The following is a 21,913-nucleotide window of genomic DNA, read 5'->3' as shown; positions in this document are numbered from 1 at the left end:
TTGAATTTAGGCTTGTGGCACTGGCACTGGCACAGGTTTTGGTGCAGGCTTTGGTACTGGAGCTTGTATTTCTGCCGGTGCTTTTGCTGGAGTGGATGTTGGCGCGTTAACTACTGGTGCTTTAACTTCTGTAGCTTTAGCCTGTGGCGCACTAGCTTTAGACGCGGCTGGGACGGCAACTTTTTTAGCATTTTGTACTGGCAATAAGCTAAAGAGTTTAGTGGCAATATCGGTATTATCTTGATGACCATTAAAGAGATTCGCGCCGGCGCCGGCCGCAAATACTTGCACATCAATACCTGTATGACCACCTGTGGTCCAGCCGGTATGAGTGCTGATATCGATAATTTGGGTGAATGTCTTAACTAACGCTTTATGGGCATCTTGGTCTTGGCTTTTGGCTGTGCTTATTTGTGAGATTTGCTCAGGGCTAAGAGGCGCAGGCCATAAGCGCTGTAACTCATCTTGCCAAGTCGTTGCATCTGTATCTTCAAAGGCCAACAAGTGCTTGGCTAAGCTATCTGGGGTCATAGTCATGGCGCGCACTAAGCTTGGATCCCACAGGTATTGATCATCGCGCCCTAAAGTTAAACCGCCGGTATCATGATCGGCAGTGACAACAAGTAAGGTATTTGGGTGCTGGCGGACAAACTGCTCGGCCACTTCAATGGCATTGGCAAATTGATGCATCTCACCTAATAAGGTCGCAATATCATTATTATGGCCAGCCCAATCAATTAAGCTGCCTTCGACTAACAGCACAAAACCATTAGGTTGCTGCGATAACAATTCAAGCGCCTTAGTGGTGAGCAGGCTTAAGCTATTGCTCTCTGGCTCATCCAGCGCCCAAGGGAGTTGCACATCGGCAAACAGGCCTAGCACCTTGCCAGATTTGACGCTTTCAAGCTCCTTGATATCAAGCAGTACTTGATAGCCTTGGCTGGCAAATTGGTCGCGTAATTCTGGTGGAAAATAGCGCTGCCCGCCGCCAAGTAATACATCAGCCCCAGTGGTGAGATAGCTTTGAGCTAACTCATCATAGTTTTTACGACTGACGTTATGGCTTAAAAAGGCAGCAGGGGTGGCATGGTTAATCTGCGAGGTCACGGCTACACCGGTCGCCATGCCACGCTTTTTTGCTTCTTCAAATAAGGTCTGTACTGGCTTTTGCTCGGTATCGACACTCACGGCGCCATTATAGGTTTTGACACCAGTGGCAAGCGCTGTGGCGGCGGCGGCAGAATCTGTGACATAGCCACTTTGATGGGCAGGAAAGGTGCTAGCATTGCCGACTAACAGGCGATTAAATACTGTTTCTTCGACTTCTTCGCTGGCAGGTTCGTCGCGATATAATCGATAAGCACTGGTGTAAGCCGGCCCCATGCCATCACCTATCATTATGATGATATTTTGGGGACGCGCAGGTAGTTGCGCTAACCCTTCGGCACTTGCCATAGGGGAAACAGAGGTAAGAACAAGTAAAGTTCCTAAAAGCCTTGTCATCATAGACATACTAGCAAATCCTTTTTTATTATTTACTTAGCGGCCAAGCGGCGCTCAATAGCATCCATCAACATGCCAGTAATATCCACCTTGAATGCTGCTTCAATTTCGCGGATACAAGTTGGGCTGGTGACGTTAATTTCAGTCAGCTTATCACCAATGACATCCAGACCAACAAACACTAAGCCGCGACGTTTAAGCTCAGGGCCAATAGTGCGGGCAATGTGCCAGTCAGATTCAGATAATGCTTGCGCTACCCCAGTGCCGCCAGCAGCTAAGTTGCCACGGGTTTCGCCTTTTGCCGGAATGCGGGCTAAGCAGTAAGGCACTGGCTCACCATCAACCACTAGAATGCGTTTATCACCGGCACTGATGTCAGGAATAAATTGCTGCGCCATGGCATAACAGCGGCCATGTTCGGTCAAGGTTTCGATGATCACAGCTAAGTTTGGATCGTCTTGTTTAATCCGGAAAATTGAGCTGCCACCCATGCCATCTAATGGCTTAAGAATGATATCGCCATAGGTTTGATGAAAGGCGCGCAGGCGCGCAGCATCGCTCGTCACTAAGGTTTTAGGAGTGAACTGACTAAACCATGAGGTAAAGAGTTTTTCATTGGCATCACGCAGGCTTTGCGGCTTATTAATGATTAAGCAGCCTTGCTCCTCTGCGCGCTCTAGCATGTAAGTGGCGTAGATATATTCAGTATCAAATGGTGGGTCTTTACGCATTAACACCACATCTAAACTTGCCAGCGGGGCGATAACTGCCTCTCCCATTTGATACCACTTATCGCTATCCATGGCCACAGTCAGCGGGTGCATGCGCGCCATAGTTTGGCCATCTTCAATGGCAAGGTCGCCCATTTCCATATAATAGAGCTGATAACCACGGGCTTGTGCCGCCAATAACATGGCAAAACTAGAGTCTTTTTTAATATTGATAGAGCTGATGGGATCCATCACTATGCCGAGCTTGATCATGAGGTTGTCCTTGTCATTATGTTGGCTAAGCCAAAGCTGTGGTCGTTTTAGGTGGTTAGCCTAAATCGCCTAAATGGAGTTGCAGTAAGCTGATGGCCGTGAGTGACGCGGTTTCAGTGCGCAGCACGCGTGGCCCAAGGAGCACATCAGTAAATGTATGCTGCTCAGTCATTATGATTTCCTCGCGGGATAAACCGCCTTCAGGGCCAATCAATAAACGGATACGGCGATTATCTGGCGCCAAACCGCTAATTCCTGTGGCTGCGCGTGGGTGCAGGTTAAGCTTTAAGGCTTGGGTGTCTTCACTGCACCAAGCTTGTAAGTCCATGGCGGGGCGAATAACAGGTACGCGGCTGCGGCCACTTTGCTCACAAGCGCTAATGGCGATTTTTTGCCATTGCTGAATTTTCTTCTCTAAGCGCTCACCGGTTAACTTAACGCCGCAGCGTTCAGAAAATAGTGGCGTAATAGTATTAACCCCTAACTCTACGGATTTTTGAATGGTAAAGTCCATGCGATCGCCACGGGAAATCACTTGTCCAAGATGCAGGTTTAACGGCGACTCACTTAAGTTATCAGTGACTTCTATGATATCAACCAGTACATGTTTTTTGCCCGACTCAGTGATGCAGGCTAAATAATCACGGCCATCGCCATTAAATAAGCTAATGTGCTCGCCTGCTGTCATGCGTAATACTCGGCCAATATGGGCCGCACCGTCTTCATCTAAGCTCACGCTGCTATTAAGGGTTAACTCTGTGGCTTGATAAATTCTTGGTATTCTCATGGGATACTCTTACTTTATTCCGTTGCAATTTGAGCTAGATTGGCGGCATTACAACGAGTTTGAACAAAAGGATTATGATTGCCTTGATGGCGCGCTATGGCTTGATCGCGACGACACTCGGCTTCAGTCACGGGAAAGGTCTTATCCCAAGCGTGGAATAATTGTAACTGACTCTTAGCGATTTTCAGATGATAAGTTTGCTGCATGTATAAATAAGTTCGGGCGATTGCGCCGCGACTGGCTTTTGGCGGCTGCGCTTTTTTGGCACTAAAATCTACTACCATCTGGCATTGGCCATATTGCTTAGGCTTAGCATTCCAATCACTAAAACGATAATTACTGCGATCGCCATTCACTTCACCTATGGCTGGCACTAAGTTGTGAAGATCGGCTTCCATTTTGACAAATTCAGAGTCGCTATGGCATTGGCTACGTCCGCCTTTTTGCCAGCATTGACGCTGGTGGCCAAAATCCCAGGCTGGCACTATATGTTCCCATTCAATCCGATTCGCTCTCACTTCTTGTTTGCGTACTTGATAACCACAAGCGCTGAATGAGGGTTGCCATTTTTTGGTGGCAGTATCTATATCGCAGTCACAATAAAAGCTTTGCACTGGCCCCAGTTCTTTATAAAGCTGCTGGGCTATTTTTTTCGCTTGGCTGAAATTCTTGGGATGCTGCCCAGAAGCGTGCGCAGGCGCGAGCCATAGGAGACCCAAGGCGAGTCCCCACAATAAGTGTTTGAGCAAGGTTTATCCCTAAAAAATCAATAAATGCTTATAGTTATGGCCAAAGTCTATGGCTGCTAGCTCAGCTTGGCAAGTGTTGCCACCTCTGGGGCTAATATTTGTTGGCAGCGGCGACAGCGATATTTCATCTGCTGCTTAACCACCTTGTTGTGGCGGCGTATCGTTAGCATGATAGGGCCGCATTGGCAGTAATAAGTAAATTGCGAGCCACTGACCGATTGCACATTAAAGCTATGGGTAACCCGCGGCGTTAGGCCGTAAATTGAGCGCATTAAGTGCTGCCATTCTTTGCCATGGGGTTTTACCCTGCCAAAGAGTTGAAAGCACAGTAAGTGACAAATTTCATGGGGCACTACTGTGGTAAAAAATTCAGATGAATTTTCTTGTAATAACACCGGATTAAACCTGAGCTTATTTTGCTGCAAGTGCGCTGTGCCTGCGCTGCGCCCCCGCAATGCCAAGCTGATACTGGCTCTGGGGATTTTTCGCTGTAACTGCTCTTCCGCACGAAGGTAGCTGTCTTCACACGCTTGTTTAAGCTGGATAATTAAGTCATTAGCAATGGATACTGGGCTAGGCATTGGCTTTAAGGTTAGAAACACAAACGCCTCATACTAGCCGTTTGCGCTTCTTTGCACCACATTAGTGTGCCGCCGCAGTTTCTATTAATAGTGTCAGTTGCCTGACGATGGCGGCTTCATAATCGCCATCATGGCCTTGAACCTTAGGGGTGTGAATATGGCCAGAGCGCACCTTGCTATTAAGTAGGTCTTTAACTCTTAAGGTGCGATATGTAATTTCATTGGACAAGTAGCCGCCGCCACTGCCTTCAACTGAGGTCATATTCAATATGGAGTCTAAACTTATGGCTTCCATCGGGCCTTGCTCTAAGGTGTTGACCTCACGATTATCATTAACTTGCCATTTGCCGCTGATACTTGCCATGGCTGTCACTGGCAGTGAAAATTCATAGAACGACTGGCCCTTGATGGCGGCTTGCTCAAACAGTGGCGCTTTAGGTTGTTGCAGACTCGCTCCTGTCATTAGGTTGCGATTATCTGGCGCAGATGCGCTGCGATTGCGCCCCACAAAACGCTCAAGATCAAAGTGATCGCGTCCCATACTCATAGTGATCACTAAATCAACATTATTGTCGCGAAAATAGGGCGTCATCAGCGCTTCTATCATGCCTTGATCAAAATCATCAAAACGCACTGGGATCATCACACTTTGAATTTCGGCCTGCTTGCCATTAACGCTAAATTTGTGGCCATCTAAGTGAAGCGCGCCTAATCCAGAAGGATTACTTTGATCTATATGTTTATCGAGAAAAAACGGATCGAAACCTGTCACTAGTATGCGGCGGGAAGACTTGGGATCGAAGCTGACATCACTCATGCCTCGTGAGGCCTGCTCTATGCTAGTCAATAGTATTTGGCGCTGCCACGGCGCTATGTTAAATCCTACCTTGCCACTAAGAATAATCTCGCGCATGGCTAATCTGGACCAATATAAGGCTCTATCGTCAGGATTACCGGCTTGAACATCACGTACGGCTTGCTGCCATAAACGCCGAGCTAATGCTGCGGTATCTTGAGTGAGAGTTAACTCGTTATTGGCGGCGGTTAATCTTTGTTGTAATTGATAAGGAAATGCCTGATAGCGCTGAGTCACCTCTGGCATGGCTGCTATGGCTTGGGCTAGACGCGCTTCTTCTACTGTATTGGCGGTCGGTAAATTGGGACCTGCCATACTTGGCGTTGCCACGCATAATGTTGCCATAACGACAGCAGACATGGAAAACAGTGAGTTACACAAGGGATTTGGCATGGAAGTTTCCTTTTCTTCAGACAACAACGGTTTTAGTATGCCTGAGCCTGTGATGGAACAAAACCATTGCAATAGCTATTACCGATTGAACAACATTTATGAGGGGCTAACGCAAAGATAACGTCATTATCGGCAGCGCAAGGAATAATAGTTAACTATGCTTATTCGGCGTATAAAATCACACCTTTATTTGGAGTTAAGTGGTTTTTGACATTTTTATACCTAAGAAGGGTTATGCCAATTGGAATAAGAGCTTCTAGTTAGGGGCTAAGGAATGGTGGTATGTGCTCAGTACTTATTGTGAGCAATAACAAGAATATGCCATATATCGAATCGTTATTGTCTGCTGATTACTACGTCACTGTATTGACCCATAAAGAATTAGGTCAAGCGGGCTCAGCAGATATCACGATAATAGATTTGCAGCATCTTAATGAACTTGATTGGTTAGAATCTTGGGTTCGTGCTGTGCATGCCAATACATTATTGTTGGTGATAGCTGAGCCTAGACATTTATCACTGATTAATATTAACGATGTTATTTCATTGTACGCTTGGGATTACCACACTACGCCTGTCGTCATAGATAGACTGCTCGTTACTATGGGGCGGATGCGCGGTATTTTACATATGCGTAAGCCTTGGCTAAATCGCCGCTTAAGGCAGATTAGCAGTAGCCATCAACCTGTTATTTGCTCGGTTGCTATGCAAAAACTGCAATGTCAGATTTTAAAAGTCGCTCCGACCAATATTCCAGTATTAGTTACTGGCCCTAGTGGCGCGGGTAAAGAGTTAGTGGCTCGTAAAATCCATCAACACTCAGAGCGCGCTAAAGGCGCTTGGGTGGTTGTTAACTGTGGCGCTATTGCAACTGGCTTATCATCCTCAGAATTGTTTGGTCATGAAAAAGGTGCCTTTACTGGCGCGATCCATCGCCATGTAGGTAAGTTAGCTCAAGCCGATGGCGGCACTTTATTTCTTGATGAAATAGGTGATTTGCCAATGGATCAGCAAACGCACTTATTAAGATTTCTGCAAGAGGGTTGCTTCGATGTTGTCGGCGGTAAAAGCTGCCGCGCTGATGTTCGCGTTGTATCCGCGACTCATGTTGACCTATTAAAAGCGATTGACGAGGGGCATTTTAGATTAGATTTGTTCTATCGACTAAATGGCGTTAATTTAGAAGTGCCATCCCTTAGCGATCGCATTGAGGATTTACCTGAACTTGCGCACAACTTGCTACTCGAAGCAGCGACGAGTGTTGGCGGGCCGGTGAAACCGTTATCCGATGAAGCTATGACAGCTATCTTAAAATATGCTTGGCCTGGTAATGTCAGGGAATTAATTAATCGCCTAAGGCGTGCGTTGGTGATGTCTGAAGGTATGGAGATCGGGCCTAAAGATCTTGATCTACCGCTTGAGATCTCAGTGAGTTCTCATCCACTTTCTTGCTCTTTGCGCCATCACAAAGAGCAAGCTGAACGTTTAGCGCTAAGTCAGGCACTGGAACAAACGGGAGGACAAGTTAACCTAGCAGCTAAAAATCTTAAGGTGTCACGTGCCACCTTATATCGATTATTGGAAAAACACGACTTACTTACTTGATATTCATTGGCCTGTTTTAAACAGCGGCCCTTGCCATTGGCTATGGTGCAGGTAATGGATTATATCTGCGCCATAACGGTAAATACTCACCTCATGAGGGCGTTCAAAATTCTGTGTCAGGCTAATTTTTAAATTTCTAGCACGCTATCTAAACGCCCTTCAAAATAAATCGCTAACTGAGATAAACAAAGGCTCCAATTGTGGATTGGCATGGTCCATTTATCTGAGGCGTTTAATATGCCTGCATAAAGTAGCTTCAACAAGCTATTTTCATTAGGAAAAGCACCTTTGGTTTTGGTGAGCTTTCTAAATTGGCGATGTACCGCCTCAACGGCATTGGTCGTGTAAATCACTTTCCTGATATGTTCTGGGTACCTAAAATAATGGGACAAATTATGCCATTTGCGACGCCAAGAGTTGATTACCAGCGGATAAGCATCACCCCATTTGGCCTCCAGTTCGTCCAATGCCATCTCTGCGGCTTCTTTACTCACGGCTCGATACACAGGCTTTAAATCAGCCATAAACGCTTTCTGATGTTTTGAGGCGACATACTTCATTGAGTTGCGGATCTGGTGGATAACACATAGCTGTGTTTCCGTATTAGGGAAGATACTGGCTATCGCCTCAGGGAAACCGGTCAAGCCGTCAACACAGGCGATAAGAATATCTTTTACACCACGATTATTAAGATCGGTCAGTACGGATAGCCAGTAATTAGCGCCTTCATTTTCGGATAAATGAAGCCCTAAAATTTCCTTTTTTCCTTTCATATTAAGCGCTAACAATGTGTAAACGGCTTTACTGACGTAACGCCCATCCTCTTTGACTTTATAATGTATCGCATCAAGCCAAACGATAGGATAATGGCTATCTAATGGGCGCTGTTGCCACGCTTTAAGTTCGGGGATGAGTTTATCAGTGATAGCACTGACGGTTGCGTTAGATACATTGATCCCATACATATCTTCAACATGTTGATTAATATCGCGATAGCTCATACCTATACTGAACATCGATAACACTTTACGTTCGATTTCATCGGTTAGCGTAGTTTGATTTTTCGTAATAAACTGAGGTTCAAAAGTGCCATTGCGGTCTCTAGGGGTGTCTAACTCAAAGTTACCGGACGGATGCTTAATGGTCTTAGGGGTTTTGCCATTTTTACGATTAGGCAGAGGATCATGCGCTAAATGCTGCTCAAGCTCAGCCTGGAGAGCCGCTTCAGTGAGTTGCTTGATCAGTGGACCAAGAATGCTGTCTTTACCTGTGAGGCTTTTACCTGACTGCAGATCTTTAAGGGCTTGTTCGAAGTTAAAAGGTTGGGTCATGTGTCATTCCTGTTTTTGAATATTTTACTGAAATGACACAGAATTATGAACACTACCCTGCAATGGCTCAAATATTGGGATCTCATTTTCAAATGTTTAATACCACTCAGTTGCATGTGTCAGGTATTAGTTTTGGTCGCCTTAACAGCAGTATGTTAGCGCAGCAATTGTTAGGTAATAATTTTCACGGTCAATAATCACCCTAGTAAATGGTGTTGTGTGGGGTATTTAGTTTAAATGTCACTATGAAAAATAAGGATCTCTCGATGGAGCAGAAAAATCATATTGGTTGGATAGCCAGTGTCATGCTACTTACACCCACAGTATTGGCTGAGCCAGCCCCGGCAGCCAGGCCTACGGAAGCTTTAGCTCAAGAGCAGCAACAGCTGCAATTATTAAAGCGCCAACTAGTCTTGATGAATCAGCAAGTGCAGCAGCAACAAGCATTGCAAAAGATGGCGCAACAGGTGCAAGCGCGTGAACAAGCGATCAACCCTCAAACCAATAATGACGCTAGCGCACAATAAGTAGTACCTCCGCCGACTCCTCAGCCCCCGCAAGAGGTTGCCACTAAAAAAAGCGCCTGATATGGGGCGTAGCACTGAAGATGTATTAGCTGAAACTCATAATGTATTTACTCGTAAATTTACCTTAGAGTCATCAATAAGTTACAGTTATTTCAGCCGTAAAGACCTTATTTTGCGAGGTTTTTTGGCTTTAGACGCCATTTTTCTTGGTAACTTAAATCTCGATAGAATTCGTACTAATAATTTGCAATTAGATGTGGTTGGTCGTTATACCTTAACTCCTAATTGGCAATTTGAATTGGCAGTGCCTTATCTTTACCGTATGAATCAATATGACTCTGTGGGTGAGGGGAACTCAAGTCAGCGTTATGAAAGTGCTCAAGTGAACGATGGTTTGCTGGGGGATGTTAGTGCCGGGGTGTATTACCGCATTATGGCCGAGGAGGAAAGTTGGCCTGATTGGGTGTGGAATGTCAGGATGAGAGCGCCAACAGGTAAGCATCCTTATGATATTGAACTCGTGAGTTCAGAATCGGGTAATTTGACTTACCCGATAGAAACACCATCGGGAGCTGGGGCATGGGGGGTATCCACTGGTTTTAGTTTGGCTAAAACTTATGATCCTGCCATTGTATTTTTTAATCTCAACTATGGCTGGAATATCCCGCAGCATTTTGATGATATCTCTGGACTAGGTGTGGTCGATGTTCCTGGCGAAGTGGATTTAGGTGATTATATTGATTACAGCTTAGGCTTAGCCTTTGCTGTGTCTGAGCGCATGAGTTTGGGGATGAGTTTTAACCAACGCTTTTATGGCCGTACTCAGCAGCGCCTTGATGATCAAGCCTGGGAAAAAATACCTAGATCAGATACAAATACTGCCACTTTAGGATTGGGGGCAACGTTAGCATTAACTGAAAACCTTTCTATGGTGACGAGTGTTGGCGCAGGACTTACCGAAGACACCCCCGATTATCAAATCAGCTTACGTTTCCCGTATCGCTTTTAACGCTTAGCACATCAATGACTGCAGTGATTCTTGGGCATTAAAACGTTTGCTTAAAAAATCAAGGAAGGCGCTGATATTGTTTGCAAGTTGGCGCCGACTTGAATAAACCCCGTACACTTTAAATGGCTCAATGGGCCATTCTTGTAATATCGGAACTAAGGCGCCGCTAGCAAGCTCGTTTTTGCAGCTTGAGTAAGACAGTAGCGCTATACCAAAATCATCCAAAGCAAGTTGGCGCACCATGACTGCGCTATTAGCGCGGACTTTACGTTTAAAGCTCGCCATGGTTTTACGGTTGCCTTTTCCGAGCGGCCAAATAGGCGCAGAACGTGAAGTGCCCATTAATATTCCATTATGATGGCTGAGCTCTTTTGGTGTGGCTGGGGTGCCATTATGCTTTAAGTAACTAGGGCTTGCGACCAGTATGGCTTGGCGTTCAAACAGTAATCTAGCCACTAAGTCCGATGATTGTAACGGTCCATATTTAATGGCGATATCGAAACCTTCACCTACTAATCCCACATCATTATCGGTAAATTGCACATCGAGCTCTATCCCAGGATGCAGGCGCATAAAGCCACTGCAAAGATGACTGATTAATTCTTGACTAAAAGAGACGGGAATAGCGACTCGCAGCGATCCTGAAATATTAGAGTGAGTATTTTCTATGGTTGCCTTGGCGGCCTCAACTTCACTATTAATGGTTTCACAGTGCTGATAAAACAGCGCGCCAACTTGAGTCAGACTTAAATTACGGGTATCTCGTTGTAATAATCGCACGCCTAAGTGCTCTTCAAGTTGTGCAACCTTGCGACTAATGGTAGATTTCGGCAATCCAGTTTCTCTGGCTGCTTGTGAAAAACCTTTAGCACGCACTACGGCTGCAAACAGCATCATACCGTTTACGTCAGGCATCTTTTCTCCACTGTCTCATTTTTGGAACAAAGCGTCTACGGCAGTTTAATGGCAATTGCGTTGTGATTAAAGTTTAATTACGGGCTAAAAATGTAAAACATAAAGAGGCTATCGCCGAGGATCTTTAGATGACGAGCAAAAATCAGCCCATGCAAATGACTCAAGTTTATAAAACTGCTGATCCGCTATTTCTTCAGGCGGAACATTTAGCAAAAGACTTTTCACTATTTCCAGAGCACAGTAAACGTAGTCTGTCAGCGGAAGTAGAAGGCCTATTAGATGACGATGCTATTCAGGCTAACTTAAAAAAACTGTCACAGTTAGATGTCGATGGTTATGTGGCTAAGGTTATTCAACCTACCTTAGACAAAAATCGCCCTGGTGCTAAGCGCATCATTGCTGATTTAAAAGGCAAGCTGATCACTGATACCCATATGGGGCCTTTTTACAGTGCTGAAATTGCATTAAATTTTGGTGGTCGCACTCGTCGTATTGGTTTTATTGCTCAAGAGCGAACCACGGCCAATGGTGCTTGGATGCCTGAGCATCACCTTGCTTGTTGTGATGCGATTCGTCATTTCGCCGAATTGTCTATGCCAATTATTTATATGATTGATACTCCTGGCGCTGATGCTGGTGAGTTAGCTAATAGTCATAACCAAGCGCATTCTATTTCTAAAGCTATTGCCGAAAGTGCCAACGTCGATGTACCGACTGTGGGTATTGTTATCGGTGCTGGTTACTCAGGTGGCGCGATTCCTTTAGCGTCTGCCAATATCTTGCTGTCGCTGCGTGATGGTATTTTCAATACTATTCAGCCGCAAGGCTTGCAAAGCATTGCCCGTAAATACAACTTGTCATGGCAAGAATGTGCTAAATCAGTGGGTGTAGCGCCAGAAGAGCTTTACACCTTAGGCTGTATTGACGGCATTATTGATTTCACGCCAAGCGATCGCGATGAGCGTCAACATAACTTACGCCGCGCCATTATTTCATCGATCACCGCCGTTGAACGTGCGGCTATATCGTTTGTTAAAGAATCGCGGGATTTACGTGAGCATCACGACCGCTCACTGCAGCGCTTTTTGACGCCATCAACCAATCTGGCTGCGCTTGAAAACAATGCCAAAATGGCCGTGGCTCAAAACCCGACCATGCACCTTAACTTGTTTGGTAGTGCCTATCGTTATTTGCGCTATCTAACCTTACGCAGCCGTATTCATTCGATTTCTCAAGATCAGTACGGACGTTTATCTAAGGTGAGTGTCCCTGAAGGTGATTTACGTGCTCGAATCACGCAAGAGCAAGAAAAAGTCTTCCAAAGCTGGTTAACTAACCCTGATAAAATTGTCTACGACGAAGAGCTAAACAAGTTGTGGACTCAGTTTATGACTAAGCGTTCAGAGGTGAGTACTGAGCGTAACGTGCTGACGCGCTTTATCTTAGGCGAGCCTAAAGAAAACTATAAGAAAGCCCGTAAGGCTTTGTTATTTAATCTGGGTTGGTCTTTGTATCATCGTTGGAAAAATAACTCCGCCAACAACTTTGTGGGTCTGATTGAGTACCTGGAAAATATCAAACCGGAAGTGACTAAGCGTCCTTGGCCGGATCTTAACCAGCTGACAGTGCTGGATGTGGTTGTCAATGAAGAACTGCGTACTGACTTCATTTGGCATTGCCATAACATCATGATATTCAACGCGCTTTATGACAATGTCGTGATTAATTTGGCATCGATTGCTAAAGAAGCCATGTCGACCAAGAGTCTGTCACGCGATTCAGTAGATAGCTTATTACATACTTCTATCGATAAAGCGTTATCTAATGAAAACGTAGCCAACGATAAGAGTAAGTTTTATAAGTGGCTGAAATACTTCATGTCACAGTCAAATCGTGCCGATTTATTGGTGCGGGTTGAGCAGTGGAAGAGTGTTGGTTTCCCACAATTAAACAACTCATTGTTTGTGATTTTGACGTATTTCTTCGAGCGTTTGCTACCAGAGTATTTTGATAGCGAAGAGGAAAGTGGCAAGTACACCGGCACTATTAACCCTGTGCGTATCGGTCGTCGTAAAGACTTCTGGAACCGCTTAACTATGGGTTATCAGGATTTATTAATCCAAAAAGTGCTGCGTGAAGATAAGCGCGCGGGTCATTTAACATGGCAAAATATTGTCGCGAAGTTCTTTAAGAACTTCGACGAAATTAATGCCGATAAGATGTCTGCAAACCAATTAAACTTCCCAGGTTTCCGTCTGTCCATTGAAGATGCGCTGGATAAAGGTATTCGTCCTTGCGGTTTGATTACTGGTATTGGCGAGCTTAATCAGCAAGGCAAAAAAATCCGCGCGGGTATTGCGGTATCAAATACGGCCTTCCAAGCCGGCGCCTTTGATATGGCGAGCGCTGAGAAGTTCTCATCATTACTGATTGAGTGTGCTAAGCGTAAACTGCCGGTGATTTGCTTTATTTCATCGGGCGGCATGCAAACCAAAGAAGGTGCTGCGGCGCTGTTCTCTATGGCCGTGGTGAACGATCGTATCACTCGCTTTATTCGTGATAACGAATTACCTGTGCTGATGTTTGGTTTTGGTGATTGTACTGGTGGCGCACAAGCATCGTTTGTGACTCATCCATTGGTGCAAACTTATTATTTATCTGGCACTAACATGCCATTTGCTGGCCAAATGGTAGTTCCAGCTTACTTGCCTTCAACCTCGACCTTATCCAACTACTTGTCTAAGATCCCAGGTTCAATGAATGGCTTAGTAAACAACCCATTTAATGACAGCTTAAATACCCAGTTAGCGAGCATAGACGCTTTAATGCCTATGCCGCAGCAGACTATTGAAGAAGTTATAGCTAAAGCCTTATCAAGCTTAGTGCCTGAAACGGAAGCTGAAGAAGATGAGATAGTGCAAGACGATCCACGTATCTTGATGAAGCCGATTAAGAAAGTGTTGATCCATGCGCGTGGTTGTACTGCGGTTAAGCTTATCCGTAAGGCGCACGATAATGGCATTAATGTGGTGTTAGTGGCATCTGATCCTGACATGACATCAGTACCTGCCGACATGCTCAAAGAAGATGATAAGTTAGTCTGTATTGGTGGTAACACCTCGGATGAATCTTATCTGAACGCTTACTCAGTACTAAAAGTGGCTGAATATGAGCAAGTTGACGCGCTGCATCCTGGTATTGGCTTCTTGTCTGAAAGCCCACAATTTGCCGCCTTGTGCGTGAATAATGGCGTTAACTTTATTGGTCCTAGCGTTAACTCTATGACCACTATGGGTAATAAATCCAACGCCATTAAAACTTCACAAGCGCAGCAAGTGCCAGTGGTTCCTGGCTCACACGGTATTTTGAACAATGCCGAGCAAGCGGTAAACGTGGCTAACGAAATTGGTTATCCAGTTCTGCTTAAAGCCGTACAAGGTGGCGGTGGTAAAGGTATTCAGGTCGTTAAGCGCTCTGAAGACATGATAGGTCTATTCCAAAAGACGGCCACAGAAGCGGCGGCGGCCTTTGGTAATGGCGACTTGTATTTAGAAAAGTATGTGACTTCACTGCGTCATATCGAAGTGCAGTTACTGCGCGATAAGTTTGGCAATACTAAGGTATTAGGTATTCGCGATTGTTCGGTACAGCGCAATAACCAAAAAGTGATTGAAGAGTCGGGTTCAACTATGTTACCTGACGATCTCAAGCAGTTGGTGTTGAAATACACTAGTGCTCTGGGGGATGCCACTGATTACATGGGTGCCGGTACCGTTGAGTTTATTTATAACTTAGATGCCAACGAAGTTTACTTCATGGAAATGAACACTCGTCTGCAGGTAGAGCATCCGGTGACTGAGGTGACGTCGGGCATTGATATTGTTAGCGCGCAATTTGATATTGCGGCTGGTCGCTCAATTGCGGACTTAGTGCCACAAGAATTGGGTTATGCCATCGAGGTGCGTGTTACCGCTGAAAAAGCTGCACTCGATAGCCAAGGCATACTGCAACTTGTGCCTAACCCAGGTAAGTTGACTGAATGTATTTTGCCTGAGCGTGATGATGTTGAAATTATTGCTATGGTGGCGCCAAATAAAGAAGTGTCACCTTATTACGACAGCTTAATCGCGCAAATCATTATCCATGGCGATAAGCGTGAAGATACCATAGAGAAAATGTGTGAGTATTTAGATACTGTGTCGATTAAAGGCATTGCGACTAATATTCCGCTGCTTAAGCGTATTCTTAAAGATGGAACCTTCCGTGAAGGCGTTTACGACACTAACTATCTGCCGCGCTTATTGGCTGAGTTAGATGTGCCTGAGCTGATTGCTGAGATGGAAGCTGCCGCAGAAACCGGTGGTATTAACACTGAGTCACTGCGGGTTGGTGAAACCAATGAGCTTAAAGTGCTGGCGCAAGGCGCAGGTATTTTCTATAGCTCACCAGCGCCAGGTGAACCTGATTTTGTTAACGAAGGCGACATAGTCACTGTCGATCAAGTGTTAGCATTAACTGAAGCGATGAAGATGTTCTCGCAGCTGAACTTAGCTAGCTTTAACCGTAAAGGCGCCGTGTTGTATCCTGAAGATCAGCGTTATCGTATTGAGCGTATTCTTAATACTAACGGTCAGCAGATTTCACAAGGTGACTTGCTGTTTGTGGTATCACCGATCGAAGCGTAAAGGTTACATTTTGATATAAAAACCGCCGTTAGGCGGTTTTTTTTTGCTTATTTTTCATTTAATCCAACGAGCCATCTATCTTTATAAAAAGTATAAAAGAGGGATGCGATATTGAAATGCTCAAGGAAGAACCGTCACTTATGGGGTGTCGTTTTTTTTGCCTGCGCTTTTAGCTTGGTCTCTAAGGGGGCTATCGCCGAGTCATCGCCTGAAATCGATTGGAGCGGATTTGCCACCTTAGGGGTGACTTATCGCGATCACCATGACCTATTTTTCCATCGTGATTACAGCTTAAATGCCGATGATGAACACTTTAGTGTTAAGTCCGACAGCTTGCTCGGCTTGCAAACCAATGTGCAGCTGAGCGATGAGTGGGACGCCATGGGGCAAGTGGTGTGGCAAGATAGTTTTGATAATGATTTAGCCAACGCGTTGCAATGGGCCTTTGTGCGTTATCGCCCTAATCACAATTGGGTCATTCGCGTGGGGCGTATTGGCTTAGACTTGTACATGATGAGCGAATATCGCAATGTGGATTATGCCTACATTTGGTCGCGTCCTTTTACAGAATTCTATGGCTTAACTTCTTCTATCTCACGAATTGATGGCGCCGATATCAGTTATTTCACTGCCTTAGGCGAATATGATCTCGAACTTAAACTGGCCTATGGCAGCAACGAATTTAAGCTGCAAGGGGCTGATAACCCAATTATGTTGTCCCTTGATGGCAATCTGGCCTTTACTGCTTCGCTTCGAAATGAAACCATGCTATGGCGTTTTGCGATAGCCAAAACGTCCCTTACAGGGGAGTCAGTGGAAAATAACATCCTCATAGATGCACTCAATCAAATCCCTCATCCATTCTGGCCGGCAGCCAGTGATATTGCTGCAGGCTTAGTGCTGGATGATAGGCAAGTCAATTACTTTGCCTTAGGATTTCAATACGACTCTGGTCCTTGGTTATTTCAAACTGAACTTGGTTACACCGACTCAAGCTGGATTTACTTCCAGTCCAACATCAATGGCTATGGCGCATTGGCGTATCGTTATCGCGATTTCACTGGATTTGGCGCTATCTCTCACATAGAAAATACCGAAGACGCCGCCACAGTTCCGCCGCCATCATCGTTAGTGCAATATCTGCCGCCAAATTTTCAAGCGCAAATTGATGCCATTTATGATGGTACTAGTATGGCCGTTAATTCTGCCAGAGTATCGCAAACTGGATATAGCCTAGGGGTACGCTGGGATTTTTATCCCAAAATGGCGTTAAAGCTACAGTGGGATTATTTTCTGATAGATGACAGCGGCTCAGCCTTGTGGCAGCGAAAAACCGATATTAAGGGTGAGCAAAATGTAAACCTGGTATCACTGAATTGGAACATGGTGTTTTGATGATGCGAATACTAGCCATGGTGATACTTAATTTTACGCTGCTGACCTCTGCTTATGCTGCAGCAGACCTTCTGGTAGTCATGCAGAAAAATGCCCCTGTCGAAAAGCTCGACCGGCATCAAGTGGTCGATATTTTTATGGGCCGCAATAACATGCTCAATAGTGACCAAAAATATCGGGTATTTGATCAAAATACTGTGACTGGCATCCGTGAGTCTTTTTATCGGCAACTAGTTAATCGCAGTGAGACCCAAATTGATGCCTATTGGGCACGATTACTCTTCTCTGGCCGCACCACGCCGCCAACCATGATCAAGGGCATGGATGAGTTAGTGCAAAAGGTGGTGCAAACTCCGGGAGGCATTGCCTATATTTCGCGGGACAAATTAGTGGATGATTTAAAGGTGGTATATGAATTCTCCGCGCCCCGCCAGTAAACTTTATGTGGTCGTTGCTATAGCCATTGCCGTGGTGGCGAGTATTTTCGCTATCATGGCATCCAGTTATTTTTATTTTGATGTGGCGCAACGTGAGCGCCAAAGCGCTGATAATTTGATTAGCCAACTGGCGTTAACCGTAAAAAAAACCGCCGAAGTGGCAAGCTTTGTTAATAACGTTGAATTGGCGCAAGAGATAGTCGATGGTCTAGTGGCTAATGATTTAGTGGCCAATGCCGCTATTCGTAACAACAACGGCAAGTATTTAGCGGGAGTGGTAACTGTTTCTAAAACCGATAAAATAGCGTCTTCAGTTAGTTTCCCTTTATATCATCCCTTCTTTGACGATGAACTGCTTGGCAGTTTAGAGATAGTGCCAGATCAAAACTTTATTGCGCAAAAGGCTGAAACGCTGGCGAAACGTCAAGCCGTGTTACTGCTGTTGTACACTGCATTAGTGGTATTGGCAGTATCTTACTTAGTGCACCGTATGTTAACTGCGCCCTTGGCCTTATTAACTAAAGAATTTGCCCAGATTACCCCGGGGCAAGATCATCATATCGCCATGCTTAAACATCATCAGCATGATGAGATTGGCGCGCTTGTCACAGGCATTAATCAGTTGCTTGATTCACTTAATACCTCGATTGTTGAAGAGCGGCGCTTACGCCAGAAAACAGAAGTGCTGGAGCAAAAATTTAGACTTATTTTTGAATCCGCCAGCGCAGGTATCTGCTTAATCGATGAGAAAAATCTCCTGCTGGTATTTAACCCCGCGTTTGCCAAATTAGTCTCTGCCGATAACGTGTGCAGAGAAGAAGATGATTTAACCGCAGCGTTTGAAGATCAGCACGAGATAGCTTTATTTCTCGAACAATTACGCGGTAATGACCTTGAAACTGTGGCCATGGATCTTAAGCTCAAGCGCCATGAGTCTGGCCATTCACGCTGGGTGCATTGCTTATTCTCCAAGCTCACGACGAGTATGGGCCAAGAGCAAATGATGATAGAAGTGTTAATGTACGATGTTACTGAACGCACCATGGAAGAGTCGATGACACGCTTTGAAGCCGACCATGACCCGTTAACTCGACTCAAAAATCGCCGTAGTGGTGAGCGTTTATTGCAAGACATGCTTAATCGCGCGCAGGAGCAAAGGCGGGTGATGGTGGTCATGCTGATTGATTTGGATGCTTTTAAGCCCATTAACGATAAATTTGGCCATGATGCGGGTGATATAGTCTTAAAAGAAGTCAGTGAGCGCATGGTACTCATTGCTGGAACCGATGCCGTGTGCATTCGCTGGGGCGGCGATGAATTTGTATTAGCATATTTACTCGATGACATTAATCCGCATGTATTAACCGCGGCTTTAGCTCAAGAGTTATTAGCCATTATTGCTTTACCTATCTATTTGGATTCGGGTGAGCAATGTAAGGTCGGCGCGAGTATTGGTATGGCCTTGTATCCCTTTAACGGCTTAGATTTAGCTAGGCTTCTGGACGCCGCTGATATTGCTATGTATCAAGTCAAAGAGTCTGGCAAACAGAGCTATGCGTTTGTGCGCAAACTCGAAGCTTAGCTCTAGCGTATGATTGTTATTATCTTAAATCTTCTCATTAGCTTAAATTGAATCCCGCATGTTTTAGCGCCAGTATTTGTCACTATTGCGCTTAAGGTAGGTTTTTTGGACCTTGGTTGCGAAAAAGTGCAAGGGTTATTTGCGCAAGCTCAGGTTCCCCTTTACAATATGCCACTAAATCTGATGTGTGGTTTGCTACGATCTGTGGCATACTCCGTCTACTTTCTAAACTAAGCATATAAAGTTGAATCATGACCGACTTATCAAAATACAGAAATATTGGTATTTTCGCTCACGTTGACGCGGGTAAAACCACGACCACCGAGCGTATCCTCAAGCTCACAGGTAAAATCCACCGTGTAGGTGAAGTGCATGATGGCGCTTCAACCATGGACTTCATGGATCAAGAAGCTGAACGTGGTATTACCATTCAGTCAGCGGCGACTACCTGTTTCTGGAAAGATCACCGTTTTAACGTTATCGACACCCCTGGTCACGTTGACTTCACCGTTGAAGTTTATCGTTCTCTGAAAGTACTGGATGGCGGCGTTGGTGTATTCTGTGGTAGCGGTGGTGTAGAACCACAATCAGAAACTAACTGGCGTTATGCTAACGAATCTGAAGTTGCTCGTATCATCTTCGTAAACAAGTTAGACCGTATGGGTGCTGACTTCTTACGCGTTGTTGGCCAGATCAAGAAAGTATTGGGTGCAAACCCATTAGTTATGACTCTGCCTATCGGCCGTGAAGATGAATTCGTTGGTGTTGTTGACGTTCTGACTCGTCAAGCCTTCGTATGGGATGACTCTGGTCTGCCAGAAAACTTCGAAATCAAAGAAATTCCAGAAGACATGGTTGACTTGGTAGAAGAATACCGTGAAATGATGGTTGAAACTGCTGTTGAGCAGGACGACGATCTGATGGAATCTTACATGGAAGGTACTGAACCTTCTATTGAAGAGCTGAAGCGTTGTATCCGTAAGGGTACCATCAACCTGTCATTCTTCCCTACCTTCTGTGGTAGTGCGTTTAAGAACAAAGGTATGCAACTGGTTCTGGACGGTGTGGTTGATTACCTGCCATGTCCAACTGAAGTTGAGCCACAGCCACTGACTGATGAAGAAGGCACCGCCACTGGCGAAGTTGCTACTGTATCTGTTACTGAGCCTTTCCGCGCATTAGCGTTCAAGATCATGGATGACCGTTTCGGCGCCCTGACCTTTATCCGCATCTACTCAGGTAAGCTGGAAAAGGGCATGACTATCATGAACTCTTTCACTGGTAAGACTGAGCGTATCGGCCGTATGGTTGAAATGCACGCTGATGACCGTAACGAAATCGATAAAGCCCAAGCGGGTGACATTATCGCTATCGTTGGTATGAAGAACGTACAAACTGGTCACACTCTGTGTGATCCTAAGCACCCTTGTACTCTTGAGCCAATGGTATTCCCAGTACCAGTTATCTCTATCGCTGTAACTCCTAAGGATAAAGGCGCTTCTGAGAAATTAGGTGTTGCTCTGGGTAAAATGGTTGCAGAAGATCCATCATTCCTGGTTGAAACCGACCAAGAAACTGGTGACACCATCCTGAAAGGTATGGGCGAACTGCACTTAGACATCAAAGTAGACATCCTGAAGCGTACTCACGGTGTTGAACTGACTGTAGGTGCTCCACAGGTAGCTTACCGTGAGACTATCACTCAAGCTATCGAAGACAGCTACACTCACAAGAAGCAGTCTGGTGGTTCAGGCCAATTCGGTAAGATTGATTATAAGATCATTCCTGGCGAGCAAGGTTCTGGCTTCAAGTTTACCTCTAAAGTTGTTGGTGGTAACGTACCTAAAGAATTCTGGCCTGCTGTTGAAAAAGGCTTCAATTTCATGATGGATATCGGCCCTCTGGCTGGCTTTCCAGTACTTGACGTTGAAGTTGAACTGTTAGATGGTGCATACCACGCAGTTGACTCATCAGCTATCGCGTTCGAAATCGCTGCTAAAGGCGCTTTCCGTCAATCTATGCCTAAGGCTAAGCCACAGTTGCTTGAGCCTATCATGAAGGTTGACGTGTTCACTCCAGATGACCACGTTGGTGACGTTATCGGTGACTTGAACCGTCGTCGCGGTATGATCAAAGATCAGGAAGCTGGTCTGACTGGCGTTCGCGTTAAGTCTGACGTGCCATTAGCAGAAATGTTCGGTTATATCGGTCAATTACGTACTATGACTTCTGGTCGCGGTCAGTTCTCTATGGAGTTCTCACACTACGCACCATGTCCAAACAACGTAGCTGAAGTTGTTATTGCTGAAACTAAAGCTAAAGACGCTGCTGCTAAGAAGTAATTTTTACTCTTAATAGTTGAGTCAAAAAACCCGCCACTGGCGGGTTTTTTTATGGCTAGTATTTGGTAACAGAGTCATTGCTAAGGGGTTTGAGTGAGACGCGTTACTGTGGCTTTGGGATAAATTGCTTAAATAAGCAAAGTGGCTATGACTATGAATAGCACTCACAGCCACTTAGCTAACAATTAGTAAGAGCGCCTTAGGTTAGCTGTGAACCGCTATTAGAGCGGCTC

At 45.3% G+C, this 21,913-nt stretch carries 17 protein-coding genes; 9 read left to right on the top strand and 8 right to left on the bottom strand.

The window, feature by feature from the left end:
- Window positions 1-6: 6 nt before the first annotated feature.
- The 6 genes from FJQ87_RS17525 to FJQ87_RS17500 form a co-directional block, all read right to left on the bottom strand.
- Window positions 7-1,455, bottom strand: coding sequence for an alkaline phosphatase (locus FJQ87_RS17525; protein ID WP_240778940.1), 1,449 nt, complete (start codon window positions 1,453-1,455; stop codon window positions 7-9).
- 80 nt (window positions 1,456-1,535) lie between these two features.
- Window positions 1,536-2,486: a glutathione synthase gene (gene gshB / locus FJQ87_RS17520; protein WP_140933735.1), complete on the bottom strand. Its 951-nt coding sequence runs from the start codon at window positions 2,484-2,486 to the stop codon at window positions 1,536-1,538.
- Between the two features lie 55 nt (window positions 2,487-2,541).
- Window positions 2,542-3,273, bottom strand: a complete 732-nt coding sequence (rsmE, locus tag FJQ87_RS17515) for a 16S rRNA (uracil(1498)-N(3))-methyltransferase (protein WP_140933734.1) — start codon at window positions 3,271-3,273, stop codon at window positions 2,542-2,544.
- Between the two features lie 14 nt (window positions 3,274-3,287).
- Window positions 3,288-4,022 carry an endonuclease gene (locus FJQ87_RS17510; protein ID WP_140933733.1) on the bottom strand — a complete coding sequence of 245 codons (735 nt, stop codon included), beginning with the start codon at window positions 4,020-4,022 and terminating at the stop codon, window positions 3,288-3,290.
- A 56-nt stretch (window positions 4,023-4,078) separates the two neighbouring features.
- Window positions 4,079-4,624 (bottom strand): SprT family zinc-dependent metalloprotease, encoded by a 546-nt coding sequence (locus FJQ87_RS17505; protein WP_240778775.1) that lies wholly within the window; start codon window positions 4,622-4,624, stop codon window positions 4,079-4,081.
- 40 nt (window positions 4,625-4,664) lie between these two features.
- Window positions 4,665-5,852 carry a hypothetical protein gene (locus FJQ87_RS17500; protein ID WP_240778774.1) on the bottom strand — a complete coding sequence of 396 codons (1,188 nt, stop codon included), beginning with the start codon at window positions 5,850-5,852 and terminating at the stop codon, window positions 4,665-4,667.
- A gap of 282 nt (window positions 5,853-6,134) precedes the next feature.
- On the opposite strand from FJQ87_RS17500, the gene FJQ87_RS17495 reads away from it, so the two are divergent.
- The gene (locus FJQ87_RS17495) at window positions 6,135-7,457 is read left to right on the top strand and encodes a sigma-54 dependent transcriptional regulator (RefSeq protein ID WP_140933731.1); all 1,323 of its coding nucleotides are present in this window, start codon (window positions 6,135-6,137) and stop codon (window positions 7,455-7,457) included.
- A 128-nt stretch (window positions 7,458-7,585) separates the two neighbouring features.
- Here FJQ87_RS17495 and FJQ87_RS17490 read toward each other — a convergent pair whose 3' ends face one another.
- The gene (locus FJQ87_RS17490) at window positions 7,586-8,788 is read right to left on the bottom strand and encodes an IS256-like element ISSod4 family transposase (RefSeq protein WP_140933730.1); all 1,203 of its coding nucleotides are present in this window, start codon (window positions 8,786-8,788) and stop codon (window positions 7,586-7,588) included.
- Between the two features lie 62 nt (window positions 8,789-8,850).
- Here FJQ87_RS17490 and FJQ87_RS19005 point away from each other — a divergent pair, with 62 nt between their 5' ends.
- The 3 genes from FJQ87_RS19005 to FJQ87_RS17480 all read left to right on the top strand — a co-directional run bounded on the left by FJQ87_RS19005 (window position 8,851) and on the right by FJQ87_RS17480 (window position 10,324).
- Window positions 8,851-8,985 carry a hypothetical protein gene (locus tag FJQ87_RS19005; protein ID WP_276613149.1) on the top strand — a complete coding sequence of 45 codons (135 nt, stop codon included), beginning with the start codon at window positions 8,851-8,853 and terminating at the stop codon, window positions 8,983-8,985.
- Window positions 8,986-9,054: 69 nt separating this feature from the next.
- A complete protein-coding gene (locus tag FJQ87_RS17485) occupies window positions 9,055-9,315 on the top strand; it encodes a hypothetical protein (RefSeq protein WP_140933729.1) in 261 nt (86 codons plus the stop codon).
- A gap of 61 nt (window positions 9,316-9,376) precedes the next feature.
- Window positions 9,377-10,324: a transporter gene (locus FJQ87_RS17480; protein ID WP_206194353.1), complete on the top strand. Its 948-nt coding sequence runs from the start codon at window positions 9,377-9,379 to the stop codon at window positions 10,322-10,324.
- 3 nt (window positions 10,325-10,327) lie between these two features.
- On the opposite strand, the gene FJQ87_RS17475 is transcribed toward FJQ87_RS17480, so the two are convergent.
- Complete coding sequence (locus FJQ87_RS17475) at window positions 10,328-11,239, bottom strand: LysR family transcriptional regulator (protein WP_140933728.1); 912 nt, start codon at window positions 11,237-11,239, stop codon at window positions 10,328-10,330.
- 128 nt (window positions 11,240-11,367) lie between these two features.
- Here FJQ87_RS17475 and FJQ87_RS17470 point away from each other — a divergent pair, with 128 nt between their 5' ends.
- From FJQ87_RS17470 to fusA, 5 genes are all read left to right on the top strand, one after another.
- A complete protein-coding gene (locus FJQ87_RS17470) occupies window positions 11,368-15,924 on the top strand; it encodes a biotin carboxylase N-terminal domain-containing protein (protein ID WP_140933727.1) in 4,557 nt (1,518 codons plus the stop codon).
- A gap of 111 nt (window positions 15,925-16,035) precedes the next feature.
- Window positions 16,036-17,319, top strand: a complete 1,284-nt coding sequence (locus FJQ87_RS17465; RefSeq protein ID WP_168195224.1) for a porin — start codon at window positions 16,036-16,038, stop codon at window positions 17,317-17,319.
- Window positions 17,319-17,756 (top strand): hypothetical protein, encoded by a 438-nt coding sequence (locus FJQ87_RS17460; RefSeq protein WP_140933725.1) that lies wholly within the window; start codon window positions 17,319-17,321, stop codon window positions 17,754-17,756. The genes FJQ87_RS17465 and FJQ87_RS17460 overlap by 1 nt, the downstream gene beginning before the upstream one ends.
- Window positions 17,731-19,338: a diguanylate cyclase gene (locus FJQ87_RS17455; protein WP_140933724.1), complete on the top strand. Its 1,608-nt coding sequence runs from the start codon at window positions 17,731-17,733 to the stop codon at window positions 19,336-19,338. Before FJQ87_RS17460 ends, FJQ87_RS17455 begins: the two co-directional genes overlap by 26 nt.
- Before the next feature lie 251 nt (window positions 19,339-19,589).
- Window positions 19,590-21,680 carry an elongation factor G gene (gene fusA / locus FJQ87_RS17450; RefSeq protein WP_140933723.1) on the top strand — a complete coding sequence of 697 codons (2,091 nt, stop codon included), beginning with the start codon at window positions 19,590-19,592 and terminating at the stop codon, window positions 21,678-21,680.
- Window positions 21,681-21,913: the final 233 nt, after the last annotated feature.

Source organism: Shewanella sp. SNU WT4 (genome assembly GCF_006494715.1).
Taxonomy (GTDB): domain Bacteria; phylum Pseudomonadota; class Gammaproteobacteria; order Enterobacterales; family Shewanellaceae; genus Shewanella.
This window is presented reverse-complemented; position numbering and strand designations above follow the sequence as displayed.